This window comes from Collinsella aerofaciens (assembly GCF_040926405.1).
Lineage (GTDB): Bacteria > Actinomycetota > Coriobacteriia > Coriobacteriales > Coriobacteriaceae > Collinsella.
This window is the reverse complement of record NZ_JBCOIG010000017.1, coordinates 2,780-24,175: the sequence shown is the minus strand read 5'-3', so window position 1 is coordinate 24,175 and position 21,396 is coordinate 2,780. Positions and strand designations below refer to the sequence as shown.

Below are 21,396 nucleotides of genomic sequence, written 5' to 3'. Positions count from 1 at the left end.
AAAATCGCGAGTATTCTGCAATTTCTGCCGCTCCGAACGCCCCTCAGAGGCAATAAAGTCAAAAACAGCCCCCGTTTTAGCGACATTAGAGCCAAAACGGGGGTTGTTCCGTGCTTTATCTAGCTGGTAAAGACCTTTACCTTGCTGAATACTCTCAATTTTGCACGTCGCAGGCGGGGGCACCTTTGTCCACGGCAAGATATGGAAGCCAATCGCCAACCTACCGACAAGTTCGTGTCGGCAGCCCCGGCCTTTCCTTTGCCTAGCGCGACCCTCGCGAAGCGCGTGAGCGATAGGGAAAGGAAAGGCCGGGGCGAACAACCCTCGGCGCAGCCAGTGTTCGCGTTACGGCAGGATATGGAAGCCGAGCGAGGCGATATCCTTGGCAAAGCCGCGGACGGTGTCGAGCGAGACCTCGTACGGGTCGCGACCGATGTTCTTGCGCTTGGCCAGGATGCTGTTGGGCACCGTGATGATCTGGCAACCGCAGGCCTCGGCCTGGTAAATGTTGATAAGCTCACGCGTGGACGCCCACAGGACCTCGCAGTTGGGCTTAGCGGCGGCCTTCTTGACCGACTCCGTCACAAACGGAATGGGGTCGACGCCGGTGTCGGCGATACGGCCGGCAAAGAGCGAGATGATGGACGGCGTCTCGGCGTCAACGGCCTCGACCATCTCGTCGACCTGCTCGGGCGTAAAGATAGTGGTGACGTTGACCTTGATGCCATCGGCCGAAAGCTTGCGGACCAGCTCGGCGGTGGACTCGCCCTTGGTGGTCACGCACGGAATCTTGACGTAGACGTTGTCGGCCCAGGTAGCGATCTCGCGGGCCTCGACCTCCATGGTCTCGACGTCATCGGCAAAGACCTCAAACGAGACGGACACATCGGTGATGTGAGCCAGAACCTCCTTGGCAAACGCGCGGTAATCCGTCACGCCACCCTTCTTCATAAGGGACGGGTTGGTCGTGAAACCCTGAACGTTGCCGTTCTCGTACATGTCGAGCATGCCCTCGAGGTTTGCACCGTCAGCGAACACCTTGATTGCCATCTGCCTGATTCCTTTCGTTAGCATACGGCCGATAAACTGCTAAACACTTTACCTATGTTTATCAAGGCGTGAACTGCGGGTTTTTATCTTCTCGGCGAACGGTATAAACACCTCAGTGTTTGGATTGATAAATCGATTGAGCATGCAAAAGCAAAGAGTCGCAGTTTGAGCAAACGTCAGAACGCGGGATTCATTAGATGAGGCCGAAATGCTGCATCGCTGTGACGGTGCCGTCGTGTGCGACATCGTCGGTCACGTAGCCGGCGACCGCCTTGACCTCGGGCATGGCGTTGCCCATGGCGACAGCCGTCTCGACCGCAGCGAGCATGCCCAGGTCGTTACCCGAATCGCCGAAGCCAAAGGTGCGCGCGTTGCCGGTGCGACCCAGGTATTCCAGCGCTCGCGCCACGCCCACGCCCTTGTCGATGCCCTTGGGGCTCAGCTCGCGATTCTGACCACCGGTGTTGCACAGCTCAAACTCGCGATCGATAAAGCCATCATCGTTGGCTACGCGAGCCAGGTCGCTCGCGACGATGCCTACCTTGCCCACGCGCAGACGGCCGTCGACGCGCATTTCCTCGGTGCTGTGCACCACAGAAGTGCCGATCAGAGACGACTGCTCAACGCCCGCGGGTTCCAGGGCAAAAGTAGCCACGTTGGTCTCGAAAAAGGCTTCAATCCCTGCCGCGACCATACGGCGAGCGAGCTCCGCAACAATGTCTTCGTCAAAGCAGTCCTCATGCACCACGCGGCCCTCGACCTCGAGCGTGGCGCCTGCCATGGCAACGATGCCCGCGGGGTCGAGCGCACGCAAGCTGTCCGCGATGAGCCACAGGGGACGACCCGTGCAGATAAATGCCTTGTGCCCTGCATCGCGCAGTGCACGGAACGCCTCAACCACCGTCTGCGAGGGACGAACCGCCGAAAAGTCCTTATCGGTCATGTTGTCGGGATCGAACGACGTCAGCGTGCCGTCCACGTCAAAAAAGAGCACGGCGGAATCGGGGCACGCATCAATCATATGGGTTCCTTTCGAGGATAAGGGCAAACGAAGCATCCATCATATAATGGAGCGACGCAACCAGAGAGGTCACCCATGGAATTTTACGCAAGCTGCCCCGAGGGCTTTGAGTCCGCACTCGCCGATGAGCTTAAACGCCTCGGACTTTCGCATGTCCGCCGCCTGAAAGGCCGCGCTACATTTGAGGGCGAGCTCGAAGAAGGCTACCGCGCCTGTCTGTGGTCGCGCCTGGCGAGCCGCGTGTTCGTGGTACTCGGGCGCTTTGAGGCGCAGGATGCCGACGAGCTGTACGATAGCGTTTACGACATCGCCTGGGAGAACATCGTCCGCCCCGGCGCCAGCATCGCCATCACAGCCCGCGGCGTGACCGAGCAGCTGCGCAACACGCGCTTCTCGGCCCTGCGCGCCAAGGACGCGCTGTGCGACCGTCTGGCCGAGACCACGGGCCGTCGCGCCGATGTCGATGCCGCCGACCCCGACGTTCACCTGCTGCTTTCGCTGCGCCAGCGTCGCGCGAGCATCAGCCTGGACCTTTCGGGCGACCCGCTGTTCAAACGCCTGCCGCCCGCAGCGACCCGCGCCGGCGAGGGTGCGCACGTGCTGCGCCCCGACTACGCCGCCCTGGTGCTGGCGCAGGTCGGCTGGACCGCGCTGTGCGAGCGCGAGCTGACGGCCGATGATTACGAAAACGAAGCCCTGCCCACGCTGGTCGACGCCTCGTGCGCCGGCGGCGGCCTGCTGCTGGAGGCCGTGAATATTCTGACCGACCGCGCCCCGGGCGCCGCACGCGAGCACTGGGGCTTTGAGGGCTGGCAGTTGCACGACGCCGCTCTGTGGGAGCAGTTGCTTGCCGAGGCACGCGAGCGCGAGGCGGCAGCACGCGAGCGCGAGGCACGCATCGTGGCCGTAGACATCGACCCCGCCGCCCGCAAGACCGCTGAGCGCATGGTCAAGTGTGCCGGCTACAAGCGCTTTGTCGATTTTTGCGCTGCCAAATCTGCCACCGTACTGGACCACGCGGGCGCCGTCGCCGGTGCTGCCGTGGTCGCGGATACGACCGAGACGCCGCTGTCGCTTATGCACGACGCCATGACGCTGGTCGGTGAGCTGCGCCGCGCGCCCGAGCTTACCGCGGCGCCGGTCGCCGCGCTCACCCGCGACGGATTGCTGGCCCGCGCGCTCCACGCCGAGCCCGAGCGCTCGATCGCCGTCATGCCCAATAACGAGGAGGCGACCGTCGAAGTCTGGCCTTCGCTCGACCAAGCTGCCGCGGCGTTTGAAGCTTCGACCAGTGCGGATGCCGAGGAGCAGACCGCAGATGCCCAAGGCGAAGCCGCCGACACCCTCATGCCCGAACCTACCGCCACGCTCGACCTGGGCGACGGCAAGCCGCTGCCCGTGCTCATCCCGGAGTCCGAGCAGTTCGCCAACCGCCTGCGCAAGAACGCCCGTCTGCGTCGAAAGTGGGCAAAGCGCGAGGGCGTGAGCTGCTACCGCGTCTACGATGCCGACCTGCCCGACTACTCCGCTGCCATCGACCTGTACGAGGGTTGCCCGCAGACGCCGGGCCGCTGGCTCGTCATCGCCGAATACGCCGCGCCCAAGACCATCGACCCCGCACTGGCCCAGGCCCGTATGCTCGACATCTTGGCCATCGCGCCGCGCATCCTGGATGTTCCGGCCGAGCATGTGCACGCCAAGGCCCGCATGCGTTCGCGCGGCGGCTCGCAGTACGGCAAGCAGGGCGCCGGCAAGGGCGCATCGGGCGAGCGTGCCAATATCGCACGCCGTCGTCTGCCGCTCATCGAAGAGGGCGGCCTCACCTTTGCCGTCAACTTTGACGACTATCTGGATGTGGGCATCTTCCTGGATCACCGCGTCACCCGCAACCTAGTGCGCGAGCACGCCAAACAGGCGCGCCGCTTCCTCAACCTGTTCGCCTACACCGGCACTGCCACCTGCTACGCGGCCGATGGCGGCGTCGAGGAGACCGTGACGGTCGACCTCTCCAACACCTATCTGGACTGGGCCGAGCGCAACATGCGCCAGAACGGCTTTGTGGGGCCGCAGCATCATTTTGTGCGCGACGACGTGCTTGCCTGGATTCGCGACCAGCGCCAGACGCGCAACCGCTGGGACCTGATCTTTGTCGACCCGCCCACGTTCTCGAACTCGTCAAAGATGGGCCGCCGTACCTGGGATGTCCAGCGCGACCATGTTGAGCTTTTGGCCGGCGTATCTCGCCTGCTCGCGCAGGGCGGCCATGCCATCTTCAGCTGCAACCTGCGCGGCTTCCGCCCCGAAACGCGCAAGCTCGCGCGCGCGGGCGTCGTGCTGGAGGACATTACGGCGCAGACCATTCCCGAGGACTTCGCACGTAACCAGAAGGTGCACCACTGCTATATCGTGCGCCGCCTGCCCATTGAGGACGCCATGGCCGAGGTCGGCTTTAGCGCCGAGGAGATTGCCGAGCGAACCGAGGAGCTGCGCAACCCCGAGGCCCGTAAGCCTCGCGCGGCAGTGCCCGCGCACGCGCAGGCCGGCAACGGCAAGCCTAAAAAGAAGAAGTTCTACGCCAGCAAGCCCAAAGGCAAATAACAAAGTTGCGGTGGAATACGGACTGTTTTGCCTGGAATTAGGCAAATATAGACCGTATTTCACCGCAACTCATAGTGGGATGGTGGCCGGCGATCTAGCCTTGGGTGACCAATCGGTAACCGATACCCACATGCGTTTGAATATAGCGCGGATGCGCGGGATCGGACTCGATCTTCTTGCGCAGCGTGCCCATAAAGACACGCAGGCTCGCCAGGTCGCTCTTAGTTGCCGTGCCCCAAATCTCGTGCAGGATAAACTGGTGCGTCAGCACTTTGTCGGCGTTGTGTGCCAGCAGGCACAGGAGCTTATACTCGATCGGCGTCAGATGCAGTTCCTCGCCATCCATCGTGGCGATGCCGGCATCAAAATCGATATGCAGCTCACCGGTATCGAACGAGCCCTCGGAGGCAACACCGCCCGTTTGCGCATACGAAAGGCGCCTGAGCGTCGTGCGAATACGCGCGAGCAGCTCCTCGACCGAAAACGGCTTGGTCAGATAGTCGTCAGCACCGGCATCGAGCGCGCGGATTTTGTCCGCATCCTCGCTGCGCGCCGAGACCACGATAATCGGCATGCCCGACCATGCGCGCACCGACTCCACCACCTTGACGCCGTCCATATCGGGCAGGCCCAGATCGAGCAGCACAATGCTCGGCGTCTGCGACGAGGCGGCGGCGATAGCGGCATGGGCGGTCTCCACAGCCATATGGCGCAAGCCGTGCGCCTCGAGCGCGGCAACAATAAGATTGCGGACGGCGGGGTCGTCCTCAACGACCAAGATGAGCGGTTTTACGGCAGAGTTCGGCACAGCGCTACTCCTTATCAAACGAAACGTCGGCGGCAGGAAGCTCAATCGTAAAGACCGAGCCGTGCGGGTCCGCCGCGGCAACCTCTATGCTACCGCCATGTGCCAACGCAATGGAACGGCAGAGCGAAAGACCCAGGCCAACGCTGCGGTGGCTGTCGGCCAGACCATGGTTGGCGGTATAGAACGACTCAAAGATCCGCTCGCGATCCTCGGGTGCGATGCCCGGACCATCATCGGCCACCGAGCACGCCACGCGTCCATCGTCGACGCTAATCGAAATCACGATATGCGAACCCGCGGGCGTATAGGTGATGGCGTTGTTCACCAGATTGACCACCAGCTGCACCATCAGGCGCGCATCGACGTTGACGAGCGCCGGCTCATCGCACGCCACCACCTTAAGGTCGTGCTCGCGCACGGCCGGATTTACGTGGCGCAGCGCCTCCTCGACGATATCGTCCATGAGCTCGAGCGTGGTCGACAGGCGCATACCGCCACCCTCGAGCTTGGTGATGGCGAGCAGATTCTCGACGGTGGCGTTGAGCCACAGCGCATCCGAGCGAATGGATAGAAGCAGGCCGCGGCGCGTCTGGGCATCGAGCACCGCGGTGCCGGTCGAGCCCTGGTCGAGCAGCACATCGGCATTACCCGAAATACTGGTGAGCGGCGTGCGCAGGTCGTGCGAGATGGAGCGCAGCAGGTTGGCGCGCAGCTGTTCGTTTTTGGCAAGCACCGCCGCCTCCTCGCGGGCCTCCATGGCGCGGGCGCGATCGAGCGCCAGCTCGCCTTCACTCACGATGGCATCGGCAAGTGTCCGCTCCTCATGCGTCAGCACGTCGGGCTCGGCAACGATAGCCAGCACGCCCACCACCGAGGCGGGGTCGCCCGAGCGCGCGAAGCCGTCGCCTGTGCGAACCGTCAGGTAGATGCCATAAAACGCCGAGCCGCCATAGGTGGCATCGAGCGGCGTTCCCACATAGGCGGACGCCGAGAGCCGCGGCGGCATCTGCGGCGCCAGTTCGTGCACCGGTGCGGCATCGCCCACGGCCGTGTATGTCGCACGCGGCAGCAGGTCATCGCCCTCGGCGTCGGCGCTGTACCACACGACCGGGCAGCCCGAAAGACGTGCCAGCTGCGTGGCCATGGCGTGAACGATCTGATGCTGATCGGCGCACCGCTGCAGCATGCGGTTGGTCTCGAGCACCATATGCGTGCGGCGGTCGCTGGCGGCAGCCTGTGCCAAGGCGCGGCGCAGGGCCAACGCAATCGAGCTCGACACAAGCGAGACCACGAACATGATGAAGAACATGCCGGGATAGCCGCGGTCGATAAGCGACAGCGAGTAGCGCGGGTCGACAAACAAGAAGTTGTAGAGCGCCACGGCGGCAGCCGAGCTCAGCAAGCAATACAGGCGACTCCAGGTAAAGAATGCGCACAGCTGAACGGCGAACACATAGACGATCATGATGCTCGGCGCGAGACCCGGATGGTCGAGCAGCGCGCCCACAATCGTCGCCGCGACCAGCAGCCCCACCGATACGCAGGCGTCATACAGAGGAGTGCGGCGCGTCAGCGTTGTGCGCCGCCACCAAAAGCTATCGGCAATATCGCCGTCCGTACGGACGTCCATCAGCGTCCCGCCCCTCTCTCAAAACAAAAACCACCACAAAGGGGACAGGCACCTTTGTGGTGGTTTCCCTTGTGGTGGTTCCAAGTGTATAGCCTTTGCAACCGGCGGTCGCTAGACAAACAGCACGTGCGCGAGCAGGGCACACACGCACACCGCTCCAAATACCAGTGCCACGATCGAAATTACGCGATCGGCCATATCCATGTTGGCACGGTTCGTAAGGAACCGATCTTCGGCGGCGTCGGCGCGTGCCTCACGTACCAGCTCGGCAACCACCTCGCGGCCATCAAGCATCTTTGCATCCATGTTTGCCTCCCCGGTCTCAATCTTGTCCATCGAAAACCAACTCCGTGCAACCCGTCGGCGCCTACGGCCGCTCGTTGGGGGCCAGGCGCTGCATCTTGTTCACGGCCTTGAACTTGGTGAACAGCGGCACGTACTCAAAGCTCACGTTGGAGTTCTCCAGGCCGTACCAACGCGCGGGCGTGCCGGCGGCGCGGCGAATGATGTACTTGAGCGTGATGGCCGTACGCTCGCTGGGCTCCACATCGCTTTCGGGCGCCAGAAGCTTACGGATCAGGACGAACTTGAACGTGCCGATGTTACCCGGATCCTTGTAGACCGAGTAGTCATGCGTCTGCGGCGGCAGCTCGCCGGTGGCAGCCAGGTCCTGAACAACCTGACGCAGGTAGGCATTGACGCGCTGGTTGATCTTGTAGCCCAGGTACAGGTGCACGCGGAACACGTAGTCGGTGCCGAACGTCTCGACCGAATAGGCAAAGGTGTGCGGTTCGTCCATGGTCTCGACATTCACGAACCACCAGGCGCGGGCACGCTTGGGATGCTTGTCCAAGATCGAATAGACGATATCGCGGTCGATGTAGTCGGTATGGGTGTCCTTGGTCAGGTACACGACGTTGTCACTCATGCGCTCGTAACGGTCGTCGTCGCGCAGGCGCTTGAGCTGCGGCAGGTAGCTGCGCAGCGGCAGCAGCGTAAACTGGCGCTGCTCGACCGCCGTGCCGTTGTACCAGCACACCATAATGCCCATGATGAGTGCAGCCATGAGGATGGTGAAATAGCCGCCGTGGAAGAACTTGGTGAGCGAGCTCACGAAGAAGAAGCCTTCGAGCAAAAGGAAGAAGGCCGCGAAGATCCACGGAGCAACCTTGAGCTTGCGCTCCTCGTGCAGGTAGAAGAAGAGCAGTAGCGTGGTGCACATCATAGTCAGCGTAATGGCAAGGCCGTAGGCGGCTTCCATATGCGCCGAGTTCTGGAACAGCAGCACCACGATGACGCAGCCCACAAGCATGACGTTGTTGACCATGGGGATGTAGAGCTGGCCTTTGGTCTCGGCAGGGTAGAAGACCTGCATGTGCGGCATGAGGTCCAGACGGCTGGCCTCGGACACCAGCGAAAACGCGCCGGTGATGAGCGCCTGCGAGGCAATGATGGCCGCGACGGTGGAAAGGCCAACGGCAAACGGGCGCAGGCCCGGGGCGAGCATCTGGTAGAACGGGTTGAGGTCGGCAATGCCCATGAGCTCGGGGTTGGCAGCGTTGTTCATAAGCCAAGCGCCCTGGCCCATATAGGAAAGCAGCAGGCAGCACTTAACGAACGGCCAGGTAGCGTAGATATTGCCGCGGCCGACGTGGCCCATGTCGGAGTAGAGCGCCTCGGCACCGGTGGTGGCGAGGAAGCAGCTGCCCAGAATCATGATGCCCGCGTGGTTGTTGGGGCTCAACAAAAAGGCGATGCCGCGGAGCGGGTTGAGGCACAGCAGCACGGCGGGGTGCTGTAAGACAAAGAACAAACCCGTGCCGCCCAGGAATAGGAACCACAGCGTCATGATGGGGCCAAAGGCGTGACCGATCTTGGCCGTACCGATGCGCTGTACCAAGAAGAGCACGATGATGATGGCGAGCGTAATGGCGACGACGCGGCCCTGGTCATCGCCCAGCACGGCATGAACCGCCGGGATAGTGCGCAGGCCCTCGATGGCCGTGGTAACGGTAACGGCCGGCGTCAGGATGCCGTCGGCGAGCAACGCGGCGCCACCCAGCATGGCGGGGATGATAAGCCACTTGCCGCAGCGCCTGACCAGGCTGTACAGGGCAAAGATGCCGCCCTCACCATGGTTATCGGCGCGCAGCGAGATGAGCACATACTTGATGGTGGTCAGCAACGTGACCGTCCACACGACAAGGGAGAGCGCGCCGAGCACGAACTCCTCCGTGACGCTTCCGATGCCGCCGTTGCCGGCAACGAGCGCCTTGGTTACATACATGGGGCTGGTGCCGATATCGCCGTACACCACGCCTAGCGTGACGAGCATCGCCGAGATGCTCACAGGAATCGCAGCGTGCGAGGCTGCCTCCTTGGCCTTTTGTTCCATAAGCCGGTTTCCTCCCAACTTTAATGTTCGAAGGGATTATAGGTAATCGGCCCATGTTTGAATGGCACTGTTTTCCCAGCTAGATAAAGATTTATACAGTCTTTAGGCTACCGCGGCGATATGAAGTGTGACAAAGGGACTATCCCCTTGTCACATTCGTCATTTTCCGAGCCAGTTTTTGAACCACCACTCCATGGAGCGGCTCATCTCGGCCATAAAGGGGCTCGTGTGCTTGCGGGTGTAGATATCCACGACGCGCTCCCCCACCTCGCGGGCGTGCGGGCGAAACATCGCATCCATCTCGGCCACCTGCGCATCCATAGTCGCGGCATCCGCACGGCAGTAGCGCTCCTCGTGCACCAGGTTCACCACGGGGTGCGCGATTGCCGGGCGCTCCTTACGGGGCGTGCCGATGATGAGCATCGACAGCGGCATGGTATAGGGCGGCAGATCGAGCAGCGCGGCAACTTCCTCGGCGTTCTCGACGATGTCGCCGATATAGCAGCTCCCCAGCCCCAGGGCCTCGGCGGCAACCACGGCGTTTTGCGCGGCGATCACGGCATCCTGAGCCGCGATGGCAAAGTCGCCCAGACCCGGCGCGCGGCGGGGCGCCTTGCCCGTACGCTCGACAAACTCGGGCTCAAAGCAGCCCACGTGCTCAAACAGATCGATCCACTTGGCATAGTCGACCACAAATATAAGTGCCCAGGGCGCCTTGGCGATCATGGGCTGGTGGTCGCACAGGTCGGCCAGGCGGTCGAGCGTTGCCCGCTCGCGGACGCTCACGATGGAATACATCATCATGGCGCCCGCCGACGGCGCGCGGCTCGCCGCATGCAAGATCGCCGCCCGCTGCTCGTCGATCACCGCCACGGGACGGTCGTCGTCATCACGCGCGAAGGCACGCGTGGACGAGCGGTGTTCCAAGATGTCCAGCGCCGCGTTGCCCGTAGTCTCGACCGGATAGCCGCCCGCGTCCACGCCCACAGCTCCGCCGCAGTACTCGGTGCCCGTCATACAAACCTGCTCGCCCATAGCTCTATCCTCGCTAATTCTTTAAGAAGCCTTTACGTTTCCGTGTAATTCCCGTCCATTATCGCGCAGGCCGCCACTACATTGCGCCACACCGCCACACGTGCGCGTTAATATGGCTGGTTGTTGTGCGCAGCCACCAATTGCAGCGCATATCTTGGTAACAATCGGGTAAACCTCCGCTTTCGTACGTTTTAGTTTGTGAGGAGTCTCAGCATGTTCGCTGCCGCCATCTCGCTCGTCGGTCTTGCGGCGACCGTCTACCTTGTCTTGCGCGAGGCCAAGGCCATTTGCGCTCAGTCGGGCACCGTTGCCAAAAGCGCTCTTGGGTGGAGCGTCGCCTTCGGCCTGTTCCAGCTCTTTTTGACCATTTGGGGCGCCATTGGCCTCGTCGCCCAAAACGAGCCGCTCGCCTTTGTGATGCTCATCCTGACCAACGCCATCCTCACCGGCTGCGCTTGGGCCAGCATCGCACGCGACCGCATCGCCCCGCGCGTCTTTGCGTTCGCCAAGCCCGACGCCCCCGCCCCCACCGGCAAGCTCGCCCGCCTGCGCGGCGCCTTTGTGGGCAAACCACTCGTCGCCGCCGTCCTGTGCCTGCTGCTCGCCGGCGTCTTTGCGCTGCTGGGCATGGAGGTCTCGTCCAACCACGACTTTACCTGGGTCTACCCCCTGTGCATCCTGCTCGAGTGGGCCATCATCACCGTGCTCATGGTCGGCCTGTTCTTCCTGTTCCAGCGCCACGGCGTAGCTCCCGCGGTCCTGGCCTTTGCCCTCTTTGTCCTGGGCATTGCCGAGTTCTTCGTCATCACGTTTAAATCCATGCCCATCCAGCCGGGCGACCTTTCGGCCATCTCCACCGCCGCCGCGGTCGCCGGCACCGGCTACACCTTCTCGATCTCACTGTTCTGCGTGCTGTCCATGGGCTTTACCGCCATCGCCATGCTGCTGTGTGAGTACGCCGGCCTGGTGGCACCGCACCGTCAGAAGGGCGCCGCCAACGCCAAGCGCATGCTGCTCACCAACCTGCTCGTCGCCGTACTGTGCCTGGGCGGCGTGACCGCGCATGTCACGCTCATCGACTACTACAACACCCTCGGCATCACCGTCTACACCTGGCGCCCGCTCGAGAGCTACTGGCGCGAGGGCTACCTGCCCGCCTTTATTAGTGCAGCGCAGTCCATCAAGCCGCCCAAACCCGCCGACTACTCCGTCGACGATGCCAAGGCCACGCTCAAAAAGTACGCCAAGGCCTACGACAAGTCCGACGCGGCCAAGAGCGACGAGCGCGCCGCCGCAAAGGAGCAGTTCGATAGCGAGAAGCCCACGGTCATCGCCATCATGAACGAGACGTTCTCCGACCTGTCGATCTACCAGAACATGCGCGCCGGCTACGAGGGCCCGCAGTACTTTAAGAGCCTGTCTAACTGCCTCAGCCGCGGCAAGCTCTACGTGAGCGCCTACGGCGGCGGTACCGCCAATACCGAGTTTGAGTTTATGACCGGCAACTCTATGGCCAACCTGGGCTCGGGCGTGTACCCCTACACCATCTACAACATGGAAACGACCGGTAATCTGGCAGAGCAGTTCAAATCGCTCGGCTATTCCACCACGGCCATGCACCCCAACCACGCGACCAACTGGAACCGCGAGAACGTCTACAAGGACTTTGGCTTTGACCAGTTCCTGTCTATCAACGATTTCCAGGGAGCCGACACCCTGCGCGGCATGGTGACCGACCAGGCTACCTACGACAAGATTCTTGAGCTGCTCGACCAGAACGCCGATCCGCAGTTTATCTTCGACGTGACCATGCAGAACCACTCGGGCTACGATACGGGCCTGCTGCCGGTCGACAAGCAGATGCACCTGAACATCGACACGACCGACCTGGACGCCAAGACCGTCGAGGACGGCACGCTATCCGATGTCGACGAGTATGTCTCGTGCATCGAGCAGTCCGACCAGGCGCTGCGCTACTTCCTCAACGCCTTGAGCAAGCTCGACCGCAAGGTGGTCGTGGTGTTCTGGGGCGACCACCAGCCGTTCTTCCCGTCCAAGTTCAATGACAAGTGGTTTACCGGCGAGGACGACGCTACGCATCAGGAGCGTCTGTGGCAGACCGACTACATCATCTGGGCCAACTACGACGTTGCCGGCTGCGACCAGACGAGCGAGGTCGACGACCTGTCCACCAACTACCTGTCCACGCAGCTTATGCAGCTGATCGGCGCACCGCTGACCGACTACCAGAAAGCGCACATGACGCTGCGCGAGTCGCTGCCCGCCATCAACTCGGTCGGCTACGAGGACGCCAGCCTGCGCTGGGCGCTCTCCTCCAACGTCACCGGTGACGATGCCGCCGCCGCAGCCGCCACCAAGGCGCGCGAAGATTACGCCAAGATGCAGTACTACGAGATGTTCCGCGACGGCAAGAACGTGTACACCGAGCACTTCCAGACCGAGGCTAACGAGACCGACCCCAACCTGGCACCGGGTACGACCAAGATCAAGTAGCGAGCCTGTATCCCGGTTCGTCTGCCCGGACGGCGCGGAACGTAAGGTTCCCTGCTCGGACAGTCCTGCGCAAGACGAAGGCCACATTAAGTGGTCTTCTTTGCGTGCGGAACTCGCGATGAACCTTATATGCCTCCGCCTGGACAGACGCCCTGTTGTTGGAGCGCGGCTTGTCATGGGGGTATCCGCAACATATATAAGTTGAAGGCCACGTCTTGTGGCCTTTTTTGCATCCGGAAACCGTATCCCAGAATTCACGTCCGGAGTGGGATGCAGTTTCCGCTTACGGCCCCGTTGGGAAACTGCATCCCACTCCGATTGCAAATTCCGGGTCGCATTTTCCACCAGAGCCCTCAACCGGAAACCGCATCCCATTCCAAAGGCAAATTCCGGGACACACTTTCCGAAACCCCATCCATCCGGAAAGCCCGTCCCACTCTGAATACATCCAGCGAACGCATGCGAGTGTGTCGTCCAGGACGGTCTCGTCATCGGGGTAATGGAAAATGTCACCCCAAACGCCTGCCACGGTTGCGCCTACAAGTGTCAAGAAAAAAGCCTCGAGAACTTCGAGGCTTTCACATTTGTATTGTTTTGCACGAAGGATCGCGGACGGCGAAGCTACTCGCCCAGCACGGCCTTCTTGGCGGCTGCGGCCATGTTGTCCAGGTCCTCCTTGGTAGGATGGTCCTTTGCGGCAACCCAGTTGTCGAGCAGCATCTTAAATCGGGCGTTGTCGGGATCTTGCTCGAGCATGGCCTCGTAGCGCTGCTTGACCGCAGGGCCCATCTTGCCCTGACACATCGCCCAGCCCGCAAGCTCGGCATCTCCAGCCAAATTGGAGGTCACGCGGTCGATAATCTGCTGGTAATAGCTCTGATCGGCCCCAAAGCCGCAGGTGCCAAACAGGAAGACGCGCTTGCCGTGCAAAGCGGAGAGCAACGCCGCGACCGAAGGCGTGCACGCGCCCTTGTCGCACCAAAAACCGACGAGCACCGTGTCGGCCGCGCAGGCGCCCTGCGCCTCGAGCGCAACCTGATCTGCATCCGCATCGTCGCTCAACGCCGCGGCATGGACAAACTCAACACCCGCAGCCTGCAGAGTGCGCTTGATCGCACCCGAAACCATCCTGGTATTACCGCTCTTGCTGTTAACCACCAAAGAGCACGTCATAGTCACGTTGCCTCGTATCCCCCAAAACTAAAGCCACTAATGCAATTTATTAGATGACTATCTTAGTACTAACGTGACAGATGTAAACCACCGTCTGTCGATTGATTAATTTGCCCCACGGGCTTGCTTACTGGGCAAACTGGCTGCGGTAGAGTTCGGCGTAGAAGCCGCCTGCCGCTAGCAGCTCGTCGTGCGTGCCGCGCTCGATAATCTGGCCGTCGCGCATGACCAGAATGCAGTCGGCGTTGCGAATCGTGCTCAGGCGATGCGCCACGACAAAGCTCGTACGGCCGGCCATGAGCTCGTCGAATGCCGCCTGCACCTGCAGCTCGGTACGCGTATCGATGCTCGACGTTGCCTCGTCCAGCAGCAGAATCGCCGGATCGGTGAGCATAACGCGCGCAATGCACAGCAGCTGTTTTTGACCCTGGCTAAACGTGCCGCCGTCCTCGCCGATGACCGTATCGTAGCCGCCTGGCAGCTGCACGATAAACTTGTGCGCATGCGCGCGCTTGGCAGCTTCGATAACCTGCTCGCGCGTGGCGTCGGGACAGCCGTAGGCGATGTTTTCCGCCACCGTGCCCTCGAACAGCCACGTATCCTGCAACACCATGCCAAAGGCATGGCGCAGGCTTGCGCGCGTGTAGTCACGCGAAGACCTGCCATCAACCGTGATGTGGCCGGCATCGATATCGTAAAAGCGCAGCAGCAGGTTGATGAGCGTCGTCTTTCCGCAGCCCGTGGGGCCAACAAGGGCAAAGCGCATGCCGGGCTTGGCCTCGATGCAGATGTCCTGCAGCAGCTTGCGGTCGGACACGTAGCTAAAGTCCACATGCTCAAAGGCGACCTCGCCCTGCGGGGCAGCAAGTTCCACGGCATCCGCCGCATCGGACTCCTGCTCGCGGGCATCGAGCAGCGCAAACATGCGGCGCGCCGAGGCATACGCCGTCTGGATCTGCGTAATGACGTTGGTGACCTCGTTGAACGGCTTGGTGTACTGGTTGGCATAGGACAGGAAGATCTGCACGCCGCCCACCGTAAGCGCCGCGGGCACGCCCGTGATCACGCCCACGCAGCCGATCACAGCGACCACGGCATAGATGATGTTATTGATAAAGCGCGTGCCGGGGTTGGAGAGCGAACCCATAAACTGTGCGCGCTCGCCCGCGGTGTAAAGCTCGGCATTGAGGGCATCGAAGCGCTGCTGGGCGTTGGGACCGTAGGCAAAGGCGTCGACAAGCTTTTGCTCGCCTACGTACTCCTCGATATGACCACCGAGCTGCCCTTGAATACGCTGCTGTGCCGTAAAGCTTTTGTTGGAGAGCTTGGCAATAGCACCGGCTGCAAAAATGGAAAGCGGCGTGACGAGCACCACCACGAGCGTCATGGTCAGGTTGATGGAAAGCATAAACGCGAGCGTGCCCACGATGGTAATAACACCGGTAAAGAGTTGCGTGAAGCCCTGCAGCAGGCCGTCACCCACCTGGTCGACATCGTTGACCACGCGGCTCATGAGGTCGCCGTGAGCATGGCTGTCGATAAAGCTGAGCGGCATGCGGCTGAGCTTGTCGCTCGCCTCCACGCGCATGTCGCGCACCGTTTCGTAGGACAGGCGGTTGACGCAGTAGCCCTGCAGCCACTGGAAGGCCGCGGCTCCCACCACGACGAGCGCGAGTTTGGTGACAAGCGGCAGCAGCGCGTCGAAGTCCACCTGCCCGACGGCAACGATCAGGTCGATGCCCTCGCCGATGAGAATGGGCGTGTAGAGCTGCAGAATCACGGAGATGGCGGCACTCACAAACGACGCAACAAACGAAATGCGATGCGGACGAACGTAGCCCATCAGACGGCGAGTCACCGCACCCACGGGATAGCGCTCGGGGTCGCCGGGCTGGCGCGGACCGTCGCCCAGGTCGTTGAGGTTATCGTTACCGGACACGTTGGCCGTCATCGTGGCGACCGAACCGGAGGAAGTGTACGGATTCATTTAGCAGCCCTCCTTTGCGCAAATGGATGCCGGGGCAGTCGGGGCGGACGCGGGGCTTAGGGTGGACGCGGGCGCCGGAGTGGGCGCGGGCGCTGTGCTCCCCCGCTGGCCCTCAAGCTCCTCGCGGCGCAGCTGCGACTGGCAAATCTCGCGATAGAGCCGACAGGTCGCATAGAGCTCGTCATGTGTGCCCAGGCCGGCAACCGAGCCGTGGTCGAGCACGCAGATCACGTCGGCATCGCGCACGGTCGAGACGCGCTGGCTCACAATCACCGTGGTCAGCGGCAGCCCGCCCTTGGCGGCACCGCGCATGCTGCGCTCGCGAATGGCATGGCGAAGCGCCGCGTCGGTCTTAAAGTCGAGCGCCGACGCGGAGTCATCCATGATCAATATCTGAGGCGAACCAACCAAGGCACGCGCGATAGTCAGGCGCTGACGCTGGCCACCGCTAAAGTTCTTGCCGCCCGCCTCGACCGGGGCGTCTAAGCCCTGCGGCTTGTTGCGCACGAACTCGCTGGCCTGCGCCATGTCGAGTGCCACCCAGAGCTCCTCGTCGGTCGCAGCTTCATCGCGCCAGGTCAGGTTGCTGCGGATGGAGCCGCTCACCAGCGATGCGCGCTGCGGAACGGTCGCGACCACACGGCGCAGCTGGTCGAGCGGCCAGGTGCGCACGTCGACGCCCATCACGCTCACGCTGCCGGTGCTCGCATCGTACAGGCGCGGGATGAGCGAGACGAGCGTGGACTTGCCGCTACCCGTACCGCCGATAATGCCGAGCGTCTTGCCCAGCGGGAGTTCCAGCGTCACATCGTTGACAGCATTGGCCGCGCCAGCGCCAAACGAGAAGCTCGCATGGCTCAAGCTCAGCGCGGGAACTGAAGCGACATTGCCCGGCTTGGGCAGCGCGACCGGCTGGTTGCCCTCGTCAGCGATGCCCGGCACGCAATTGAGCACCTCGTTGATACGCGACGCGCTGGCGCTCGCCTTGGTAAAGACCACGACCAGGTTGGCGACGTACACGATGGAGGTCAGGGTCTGCGTCATGTAGTTCACAAACGCCATGACCTGGCCCTGCGTAAGCTCGCCCACGCTGACCTGGATGCCGCCCACCCACAGGATGGCGCACACGCCCAGGTTCATCACCAAAAACGTGACGGGGTTGAGAATCGACGAGAGCTTGCCCACCGCGATGGCAGTATTGGCCTGGTCGTCGGCGGCCTGCGCAAAGCGCTCGCGCTCGTGATCTTCGCGCACGAAGGCGCGAACCACGCGGGCGCCCGAAAGGCCCTCGCGGCAGATAAGCGCGATGCGGTCGAGCTTTGCCTGCAGCTGCTTGTAGTACGGAATGCAGCGCGCCATGACAACCCAGAACACCAGGCCAATGGCGGGCGTGCAGATCAAAAAGATGATGCCGAGCTTAAGGTCGATGGCAAGGGCCGCGCACATGGAGCCCACCGCTAGAAAGGGCCAGCGGATGAGCATGCGCACGCCCAGCGCCACAGCGAGCTGGACCTGGTTAACGTCGTTGGTAATGCGCGTGATGAGCGACGGCGTGCCAAAGCGGTCGAGCTCGGCATAGCTCAGCTTGTTGATGTGCTTGTAGAGCGCGCCGCGAATGTCGGTGCCCATGCCCTGCGATGTCAGCGCCGCCATCTTTTGGCAGACAAGCGTAAACAAGATGCCAATCACAGCCATGGCGCCAAGTACCATACCGTAGTGGATAACGGCGTTCACGTCGTGCGCCCCAATGCCCTTATCGATCATCTGGGCAATCACCAGCGGCGTCAGCAGGTCAAAGATCACTTCGATTAGCTTGCACGCAGGGCCGATCACCATATATCGGCGAAACTTACCACCAAAACGCCTGAGCAGCTCAATCATAAAAAGGCGCTCCCTATCATCATCTCAATTCAATCTGATTCATGATAGTACGGAGAACCCTGGAGATGCGTAAGCAACTCGTTACAGATGTAAGGGCAACGGTCACTAGCGCCCAAGGCACGTAGCAGCCGATGTTTTGGCAACGCCAGCGAGCGGCATAACGCCGGGGATTCAATTATCAGATAAATGTGACCCTTCAGGCGGTTTTGGTCGGCTACCCGCGGGTGCCGGCAGGGCGCTTGGTAGTCGAGCGATCCCGCAGGCGAAGCCGAGGACCAGCGAGACACCAAGCGCCCTGCCGGCACTCGCGGGTAGCCGCGGCACCAAAAAACGCCTGCGCACTCGATGGATTCGGATGCCCGACAGAGGCTCCTTATGGCTGCTTCCTTCCGGACCTGACCAGATTCGGAACATGTCGTCATCCGAACCCATCGAACGCGCTAGGCGCTCGATATATCTTACCCGCTCCCGCCCGATGGGGCAAGGTAGCTAATTTGGGACGGGGCTTTTTGACTACTTGGGCAATCAGATCGACAGGTAGTCAAATAAGCCCCGTCCCAAAAAGACTGGTCTGCTGCCGTGCCACAAAAGGGGCCTATCTACTACGTTTAGGCCGCAGGGGTCAACCATAGCCGGCTTTTTCGAAAATCGGCAAGCTTTCTACCTGCGGTTTTAATTTCACAAAATCCGGGATGGTCAAGGGCGCTCGGCTAAACGTAGTAGATGGCCGCATTTCATGGCGGACGGTCCGACCCAAGGCCCAAGGCGACCAGCCTCGGATAGCCATTCTCGAAGTTGCGGTGGAATAGTTCCTGTTTTTGCCGCCTGAGCCGCCAAACAGGAACTATTCCACCGCAACTTATAGGGAGTTGGGTTTTAGAGGCGGGCGAGGTCGTAGGCTTGGGCGGCTGCTTCACCGGCGCAGATGAGGTTGGTTGTGGCTTCCTGGGGGTCGAGCGCTTGGTCAAGAGGCATGGGCCTGCGGCAGACCGGCAGGACCAAGTCGATGCCCTGACCATACACCGCATCCAAATTATCCGCACGACCGCCCACGACGGCGACTACCGGCTTGCCATAGCGATTGGCACGGCGGGCCACGCCCACCGGCGCCTTGCCGGCAGCGGATTGCTCGTCCATGTTGCCCTCGCCTGTAATGACCAGGTCGACATCGCGCACGCGCTCGTCAAACCCAATCAGATCGAGCACCGTCTCCACGCCCGAACGCAACTCAGCACCGAGCGCCAGCAGCGCGGCGCCCAAGCCACCTGCCGCGCCCGCGCCAGGCACGCCGAGCACCGAGCCAAATGTCCGCACGCCCTCGGGCACGCGCAACAACCCCTGAGCCCGCACCCCGGTAATCGCCGCATCGAGCAGGCGGCCGTAGCCGACCATCCAACTGTCGTACCTGCCCAGCGCTTCGACATCGTCTGTCGGCAGGCCCTTTTGCCCGCCAAACACTGCAAGTGCCCCACGACGCCCCACGAGCGGGTTCTCGACATCAGAGAGCACGACGATACGCGCGCTATTCAGCGCCCGAAGCGCCGGTGCCAAATCGATACTCGCCACCTGCTCAAGCCCCGCGAGACCAGGGGCGACATCGCAGCCCTGATCATCGACCACACGCGCGCCCAGCGCCTGCAGCATGCCGGCGCCACCGTCGTTGGTGGCACTGCCGCCCAGACCAATATAGATAGTCTTTGCCCCAGCACGAACCGCTCGAAGCATGAGCTCGCCCACGCCATAGGTCGTAGCGGCCAACGCCGCCGGCTCTGTGCAAGGCGAATACCCAATACCCGCCGCCTCGGCCATCTCGATTACAGCCGACTCGTACTCGCCGTCCACCAGCATCCGGGCAGACACACAGTCGCCCAGAGGGCCTGCGACTTCACATGCCACGACCTCACCGCCGCACGCGGCAACGGCATCGAGCGTTCCCTCACCGCCATCCGCCAGCGGCAGCGCGCTTACCTGGGCATCGGGCCACACGCGGCGCACACCTTCGGCAACGGCCTCCTCCGCCTGCGCGCTCGAAACGCTGCCCTTAAAGGAGTCGATCGCCAGCTGCACACGGCGGGGCCGGCGGCACGCGGCACCAAAATCGACCGCCCCAACGGCAGTATCTTCGACACCCGCAAGCGCCTCGGCGTGGGCGGTATGCGCCTCAAGATCGGCCCCACAACCGCAGCCAGCACCATCGGTGCCACGCAGCCCACTAAAATAACCGCTCAGCACCGCGCGGCACTCGTCTGCCAGCACGCCGGCGGTCACATTAAACCGATGATTCAGGCGCGAATCGGCATTGAGGTCGTATAGCGACCCCAGAGCGCCCGCTTTAGCATCAGCCGCGCCGTACACGCAGCGCCCCACGCGCGCGTTAACCATAAGCCCCGCGCACATGCAGCAGGGCTCGAGCGTCACGTAGACCGTACAATCGGAAAGACGCCAGCGTCCAAGCGACTGAGCGGCGGCGCACAGGGCCGAAAACTCGGCATGCGCCGAAGGATCCTGGTCGAGCTCGCGGCGATTATGCGCCCGCGCGACAATCTCGCCGTCGCGCACCACTACGGCTCCGATGGGCACCTCGCCCACCGCAGCGGCGGCGCGCGCCTCGGCCAGCGCCTCACGCATGAACTTCTCATCGATTTCGGTGATCGTCATCGTTCGCCTTCCCTGTTGCAAATCCAAAACGATGCTATCATTACGACTCACGGAGAGATGGCAGAGCGGTTGAATGCGGCGGTCTTGAAAACCGTTGAGCGCGAGAGCGTTCCGGGGGTTCGAATCCCCCTCTCTCCGCCACTCCTAGTGATGCACCGGTGTCATGGTCCGCTCAAACAGTGCATCGACCACATCGGCTATCTCAGGTCGACGCTCAAGATCGTGGCCCGATTCCCACCATATCGTGAAAAGTCGAATAATACCGCCGGCGACAAACTCAGACGTCGTCTCGAGTGACACGGGGGCCAGGGCATCCTCGGCAAGCACGTTCATCACACGCTCGCGGATGGAGCGGGCAATGCGGTCGCAAATAACGTTGGTCAACATGCCCGACATGCTGCTTGCCAAAATGTTATCCATGAGCCGCTCGTGCGCCAGAATCAAATCCATGGCATCGTCCAAAATCGCGTGCCGAAGCGCGCGCACGTCCTCGGCAGATACCGCGCCGGCCTCATCGGGCTGTTTTTGCGGCAAGCCCGACATGAGCTCATCGATATAAAAGGCAAAGTAATCGTTCTTGTCGCGAAAGTGCTTGTAGAACGTCGTGCGGCGAATCATGGCGCGGTCGCACAGCATGGCAACCGTC

14 protein-coding genes, 1 tRNA gene and 1 other RNA gene are annotated in these 21,396 nt (G+C 62.1%); 3 read left to right on the top strand and 13 right to left on the bottom strand.

What is annotated here, in order from left to right:
- Nucleotides 1–345: 345 nt before the first annotated feature.
- Together AB5758_RS06975 and AB5758_RS06970 are read right to left on the bottom strand one after the other, a co-directional pair.
- Nucleotides 346–1,050 (bottom strand): transaldolase, encoded by a 705-nt coding sequence (locus tag AB5758_RS06975; protein ID WP_229066873.1) that lies wholly within the window; start codon nt 1,048–1,050, stop codon nt 346–348.
- Nucleotides 1,051–1,243: 193 nt separating this feature from the next.
- On the bottom strand, nt 1,244–2,071 hold the full coding sequence (locus tag AB5758_RS06970) for an HAD-IIB family hydrolase (protein ID WP_368141279.1): 828 nt from the start codon (nt 2,069–2,071) through the stop codon (nt 1,244–1,246).
- 75 nt (nt 2,072–2,146) lie between these two features.
- On the opposite strand from AB5758_RS06970, the gene rlmKL reads away from it, so the two are divergent.
- Nucleotides 2,147–4,669 (top strand): bifunctional 23S rRNA (guanine(2069)-N(7))-methyltransferase RlmK/23S rRNA (guanine(2445)-N(2))-methyltransferase RlmL, encoded by a 2,523-nt coding sequence (gene rlmKL / locus AB5758_RS06965; protein WP_368141280.1) that lies wholly within the window; start codon nt 2,147–2,149, stop codon nt 4,667–4,669.
- A 94-nt stretch (nt 4,670–4,763) separates the two neighbouring features.
- On the opposite strand, the gene AB5758_RS06960 is transcribed toward rlmKL, so the two are convergent.
- The 5 genes from AB5758_RS06960 to AB5758_RS06940 form a co-directional block, all read right to left on the bottom strand.
- Nucleotides 4,764–5,477, bottom strand: coding sequence for a response regulator (locus AB5758_RS06960; protein ID WP_055286278.1), 714 nt, complete (start codon nt 5,475–5,477; stop codon nt 4,764–4,766).
- A gap of 4 nt (nt 5,478–5,481) precedes the next feature.
- The gene (locus tag AB5758_RS06955; RefSeq protein WP_138375136.1) at nt 5,482–7,107 is read right to left on the bottom strand and encodes an ATP-binding protein; all 1,626 of its coding nucleotides are present in this window, start codon (nt 7,105–7,107) and stop codon (nt 5,482–5,484) included.
- A gap of 111 nt (nt 7,108–7,218) precedes the next feature.
- Nucleotides 7,219–7,443 (bottom strand): hypothetical protein, encoded by a 225-nt coding sequence (locus tag AB5758_RS06950; RefSeq protein ID WP_117840328.1) that lies wholly within the window; start codon nt 7,441–7,443, stop codon nt 7,219–7,221.
- A 31-nt stretch (nt 7,444–7,474) separates the two neighbouring features.
- Nucleotides 7,475–9,502 (bottom strand): KUP/HAK/KT family potassium transporter, encoded by a 2,028-nt coding sequence (locus AB5758_RS06945; protein WP_138113527.1) that lies wholly within the window; start codon nt 9,500–9,502, stop codon nt 7,475–7,477.
- 159 nt (nt 9,503–9,661) lie between these two features.
- Nucleotides 9,662–10,537: a nitroreductase family protein gene (locus AB5758_RS06940; protein ID WP_368141281.1), complete on the bottom strand. Its 876-nt coding sequence runs from the start codon at nt 10,535–10,537 to the stop codon at nt 9,662–9,664.
- 213 nt (nt 10,538–10,750) lie between these two features.
- On the opposite strand from AB5758_RS06940, the gene AB5758_RS06935 reads away from it, so the two are divergent.
- Nucleotides 10,751–13,051 (top strand): LTA synthase family protein, encoded by a 2,301-nt coding sequence (locus AB5758_RS06935; RefSeq protein WP_138113531.1) that lies wholly within the window; start codon nt 10,751–10,753, stop codon nt 13,049–13,051.
- 621 nt (nt 13,052–13,672) lie between these two features.
- Here AB5758_RS06935 and bilS read toward each other — a convergent pair.
- The 5 genes from bilS to tadA all read right to left on the bottom strand — a co-directional run bounded on the left by bilS (nt 13,673) and on the right by tadA (nt 20,750).
- Nucleotides 13,673–14,224: a flavodoxin family protein BilS gene (gene bilS, locus AB5758_RS06930; protein WP_055286269.1), complete on the bottom strand. Its 552-nt coding sequence runs from the start codon at nt 14,222–14,224 to the stop codon at nt 13,673–13,675.
- Between the two features lie 127 nt (nt 14,225–14,351).
- A complete protein-coding gene (locus tag AB5758_RS06925; protein WP_368141282.1) occupies nt 14,352–16,211 on the bottom strand; it encodes an ABC transporter ATP-binding protein in 1,860 nt (619 codons plus the stop codon).
- Nucleotides 16,212–18,092: an ABC transporter ATP-binding protein gene (locus tag AB5758_RS06920; RefSeq protein WP_368141283.1), complete on the bottom strand. Its 1,881-nt coding sequence runs from the start codon at nt 18,090–18,092 to the stop codon at nt 16,212–16,214.
- 339 nt (nt 18,093–18,431) lie between these two features.
- Nucleotides 18,432–18,527, bottom strand: an RNA gene (ffs, locus tag AB5758_RS06915) — signal recognition particle sRNA small type.
- Nucleotides 18,528–18,968: 441 nt separating this feature from the next.
- On the bottom strand, nt 18,969–20,750 hold the full coding sequence (tadA, locus tag AB5758_RS06910) for a tRNA adenosine(34) deaminase TadA (protein WP_138375140.1): 1,782 nt from the start codon (nt 20,748–20,750) through the stop codon (nt 18,969–18,971).
- Nucleotides 20,751–20,801: 51 nt separating this feature from the next.
- Between tadA and AB5758_RS06905 the strand changes: the two genes are divergently transcribed.
- Nucleotides 20,802–20,891, top strand: a tRNA-Ser gene (locus AB5758_RS06905).
- Nucleotides 20,892–20,894: 3 nt separating this feature from the next.
- On the opposite strand, the gene AB5758_RS06900 is transcribed toward AB5758_RS06905, so the two are convergent.
- Nucleotides 20,895–21,396, bottom strand: a 502-nt coding sequence (locus tag AB5758_RS06900) for a TetR/AcrR family transcriptional regulator (RefSeq protein WP_368155453.1), incomplete at its 5' end; no start/stop codon positions are given.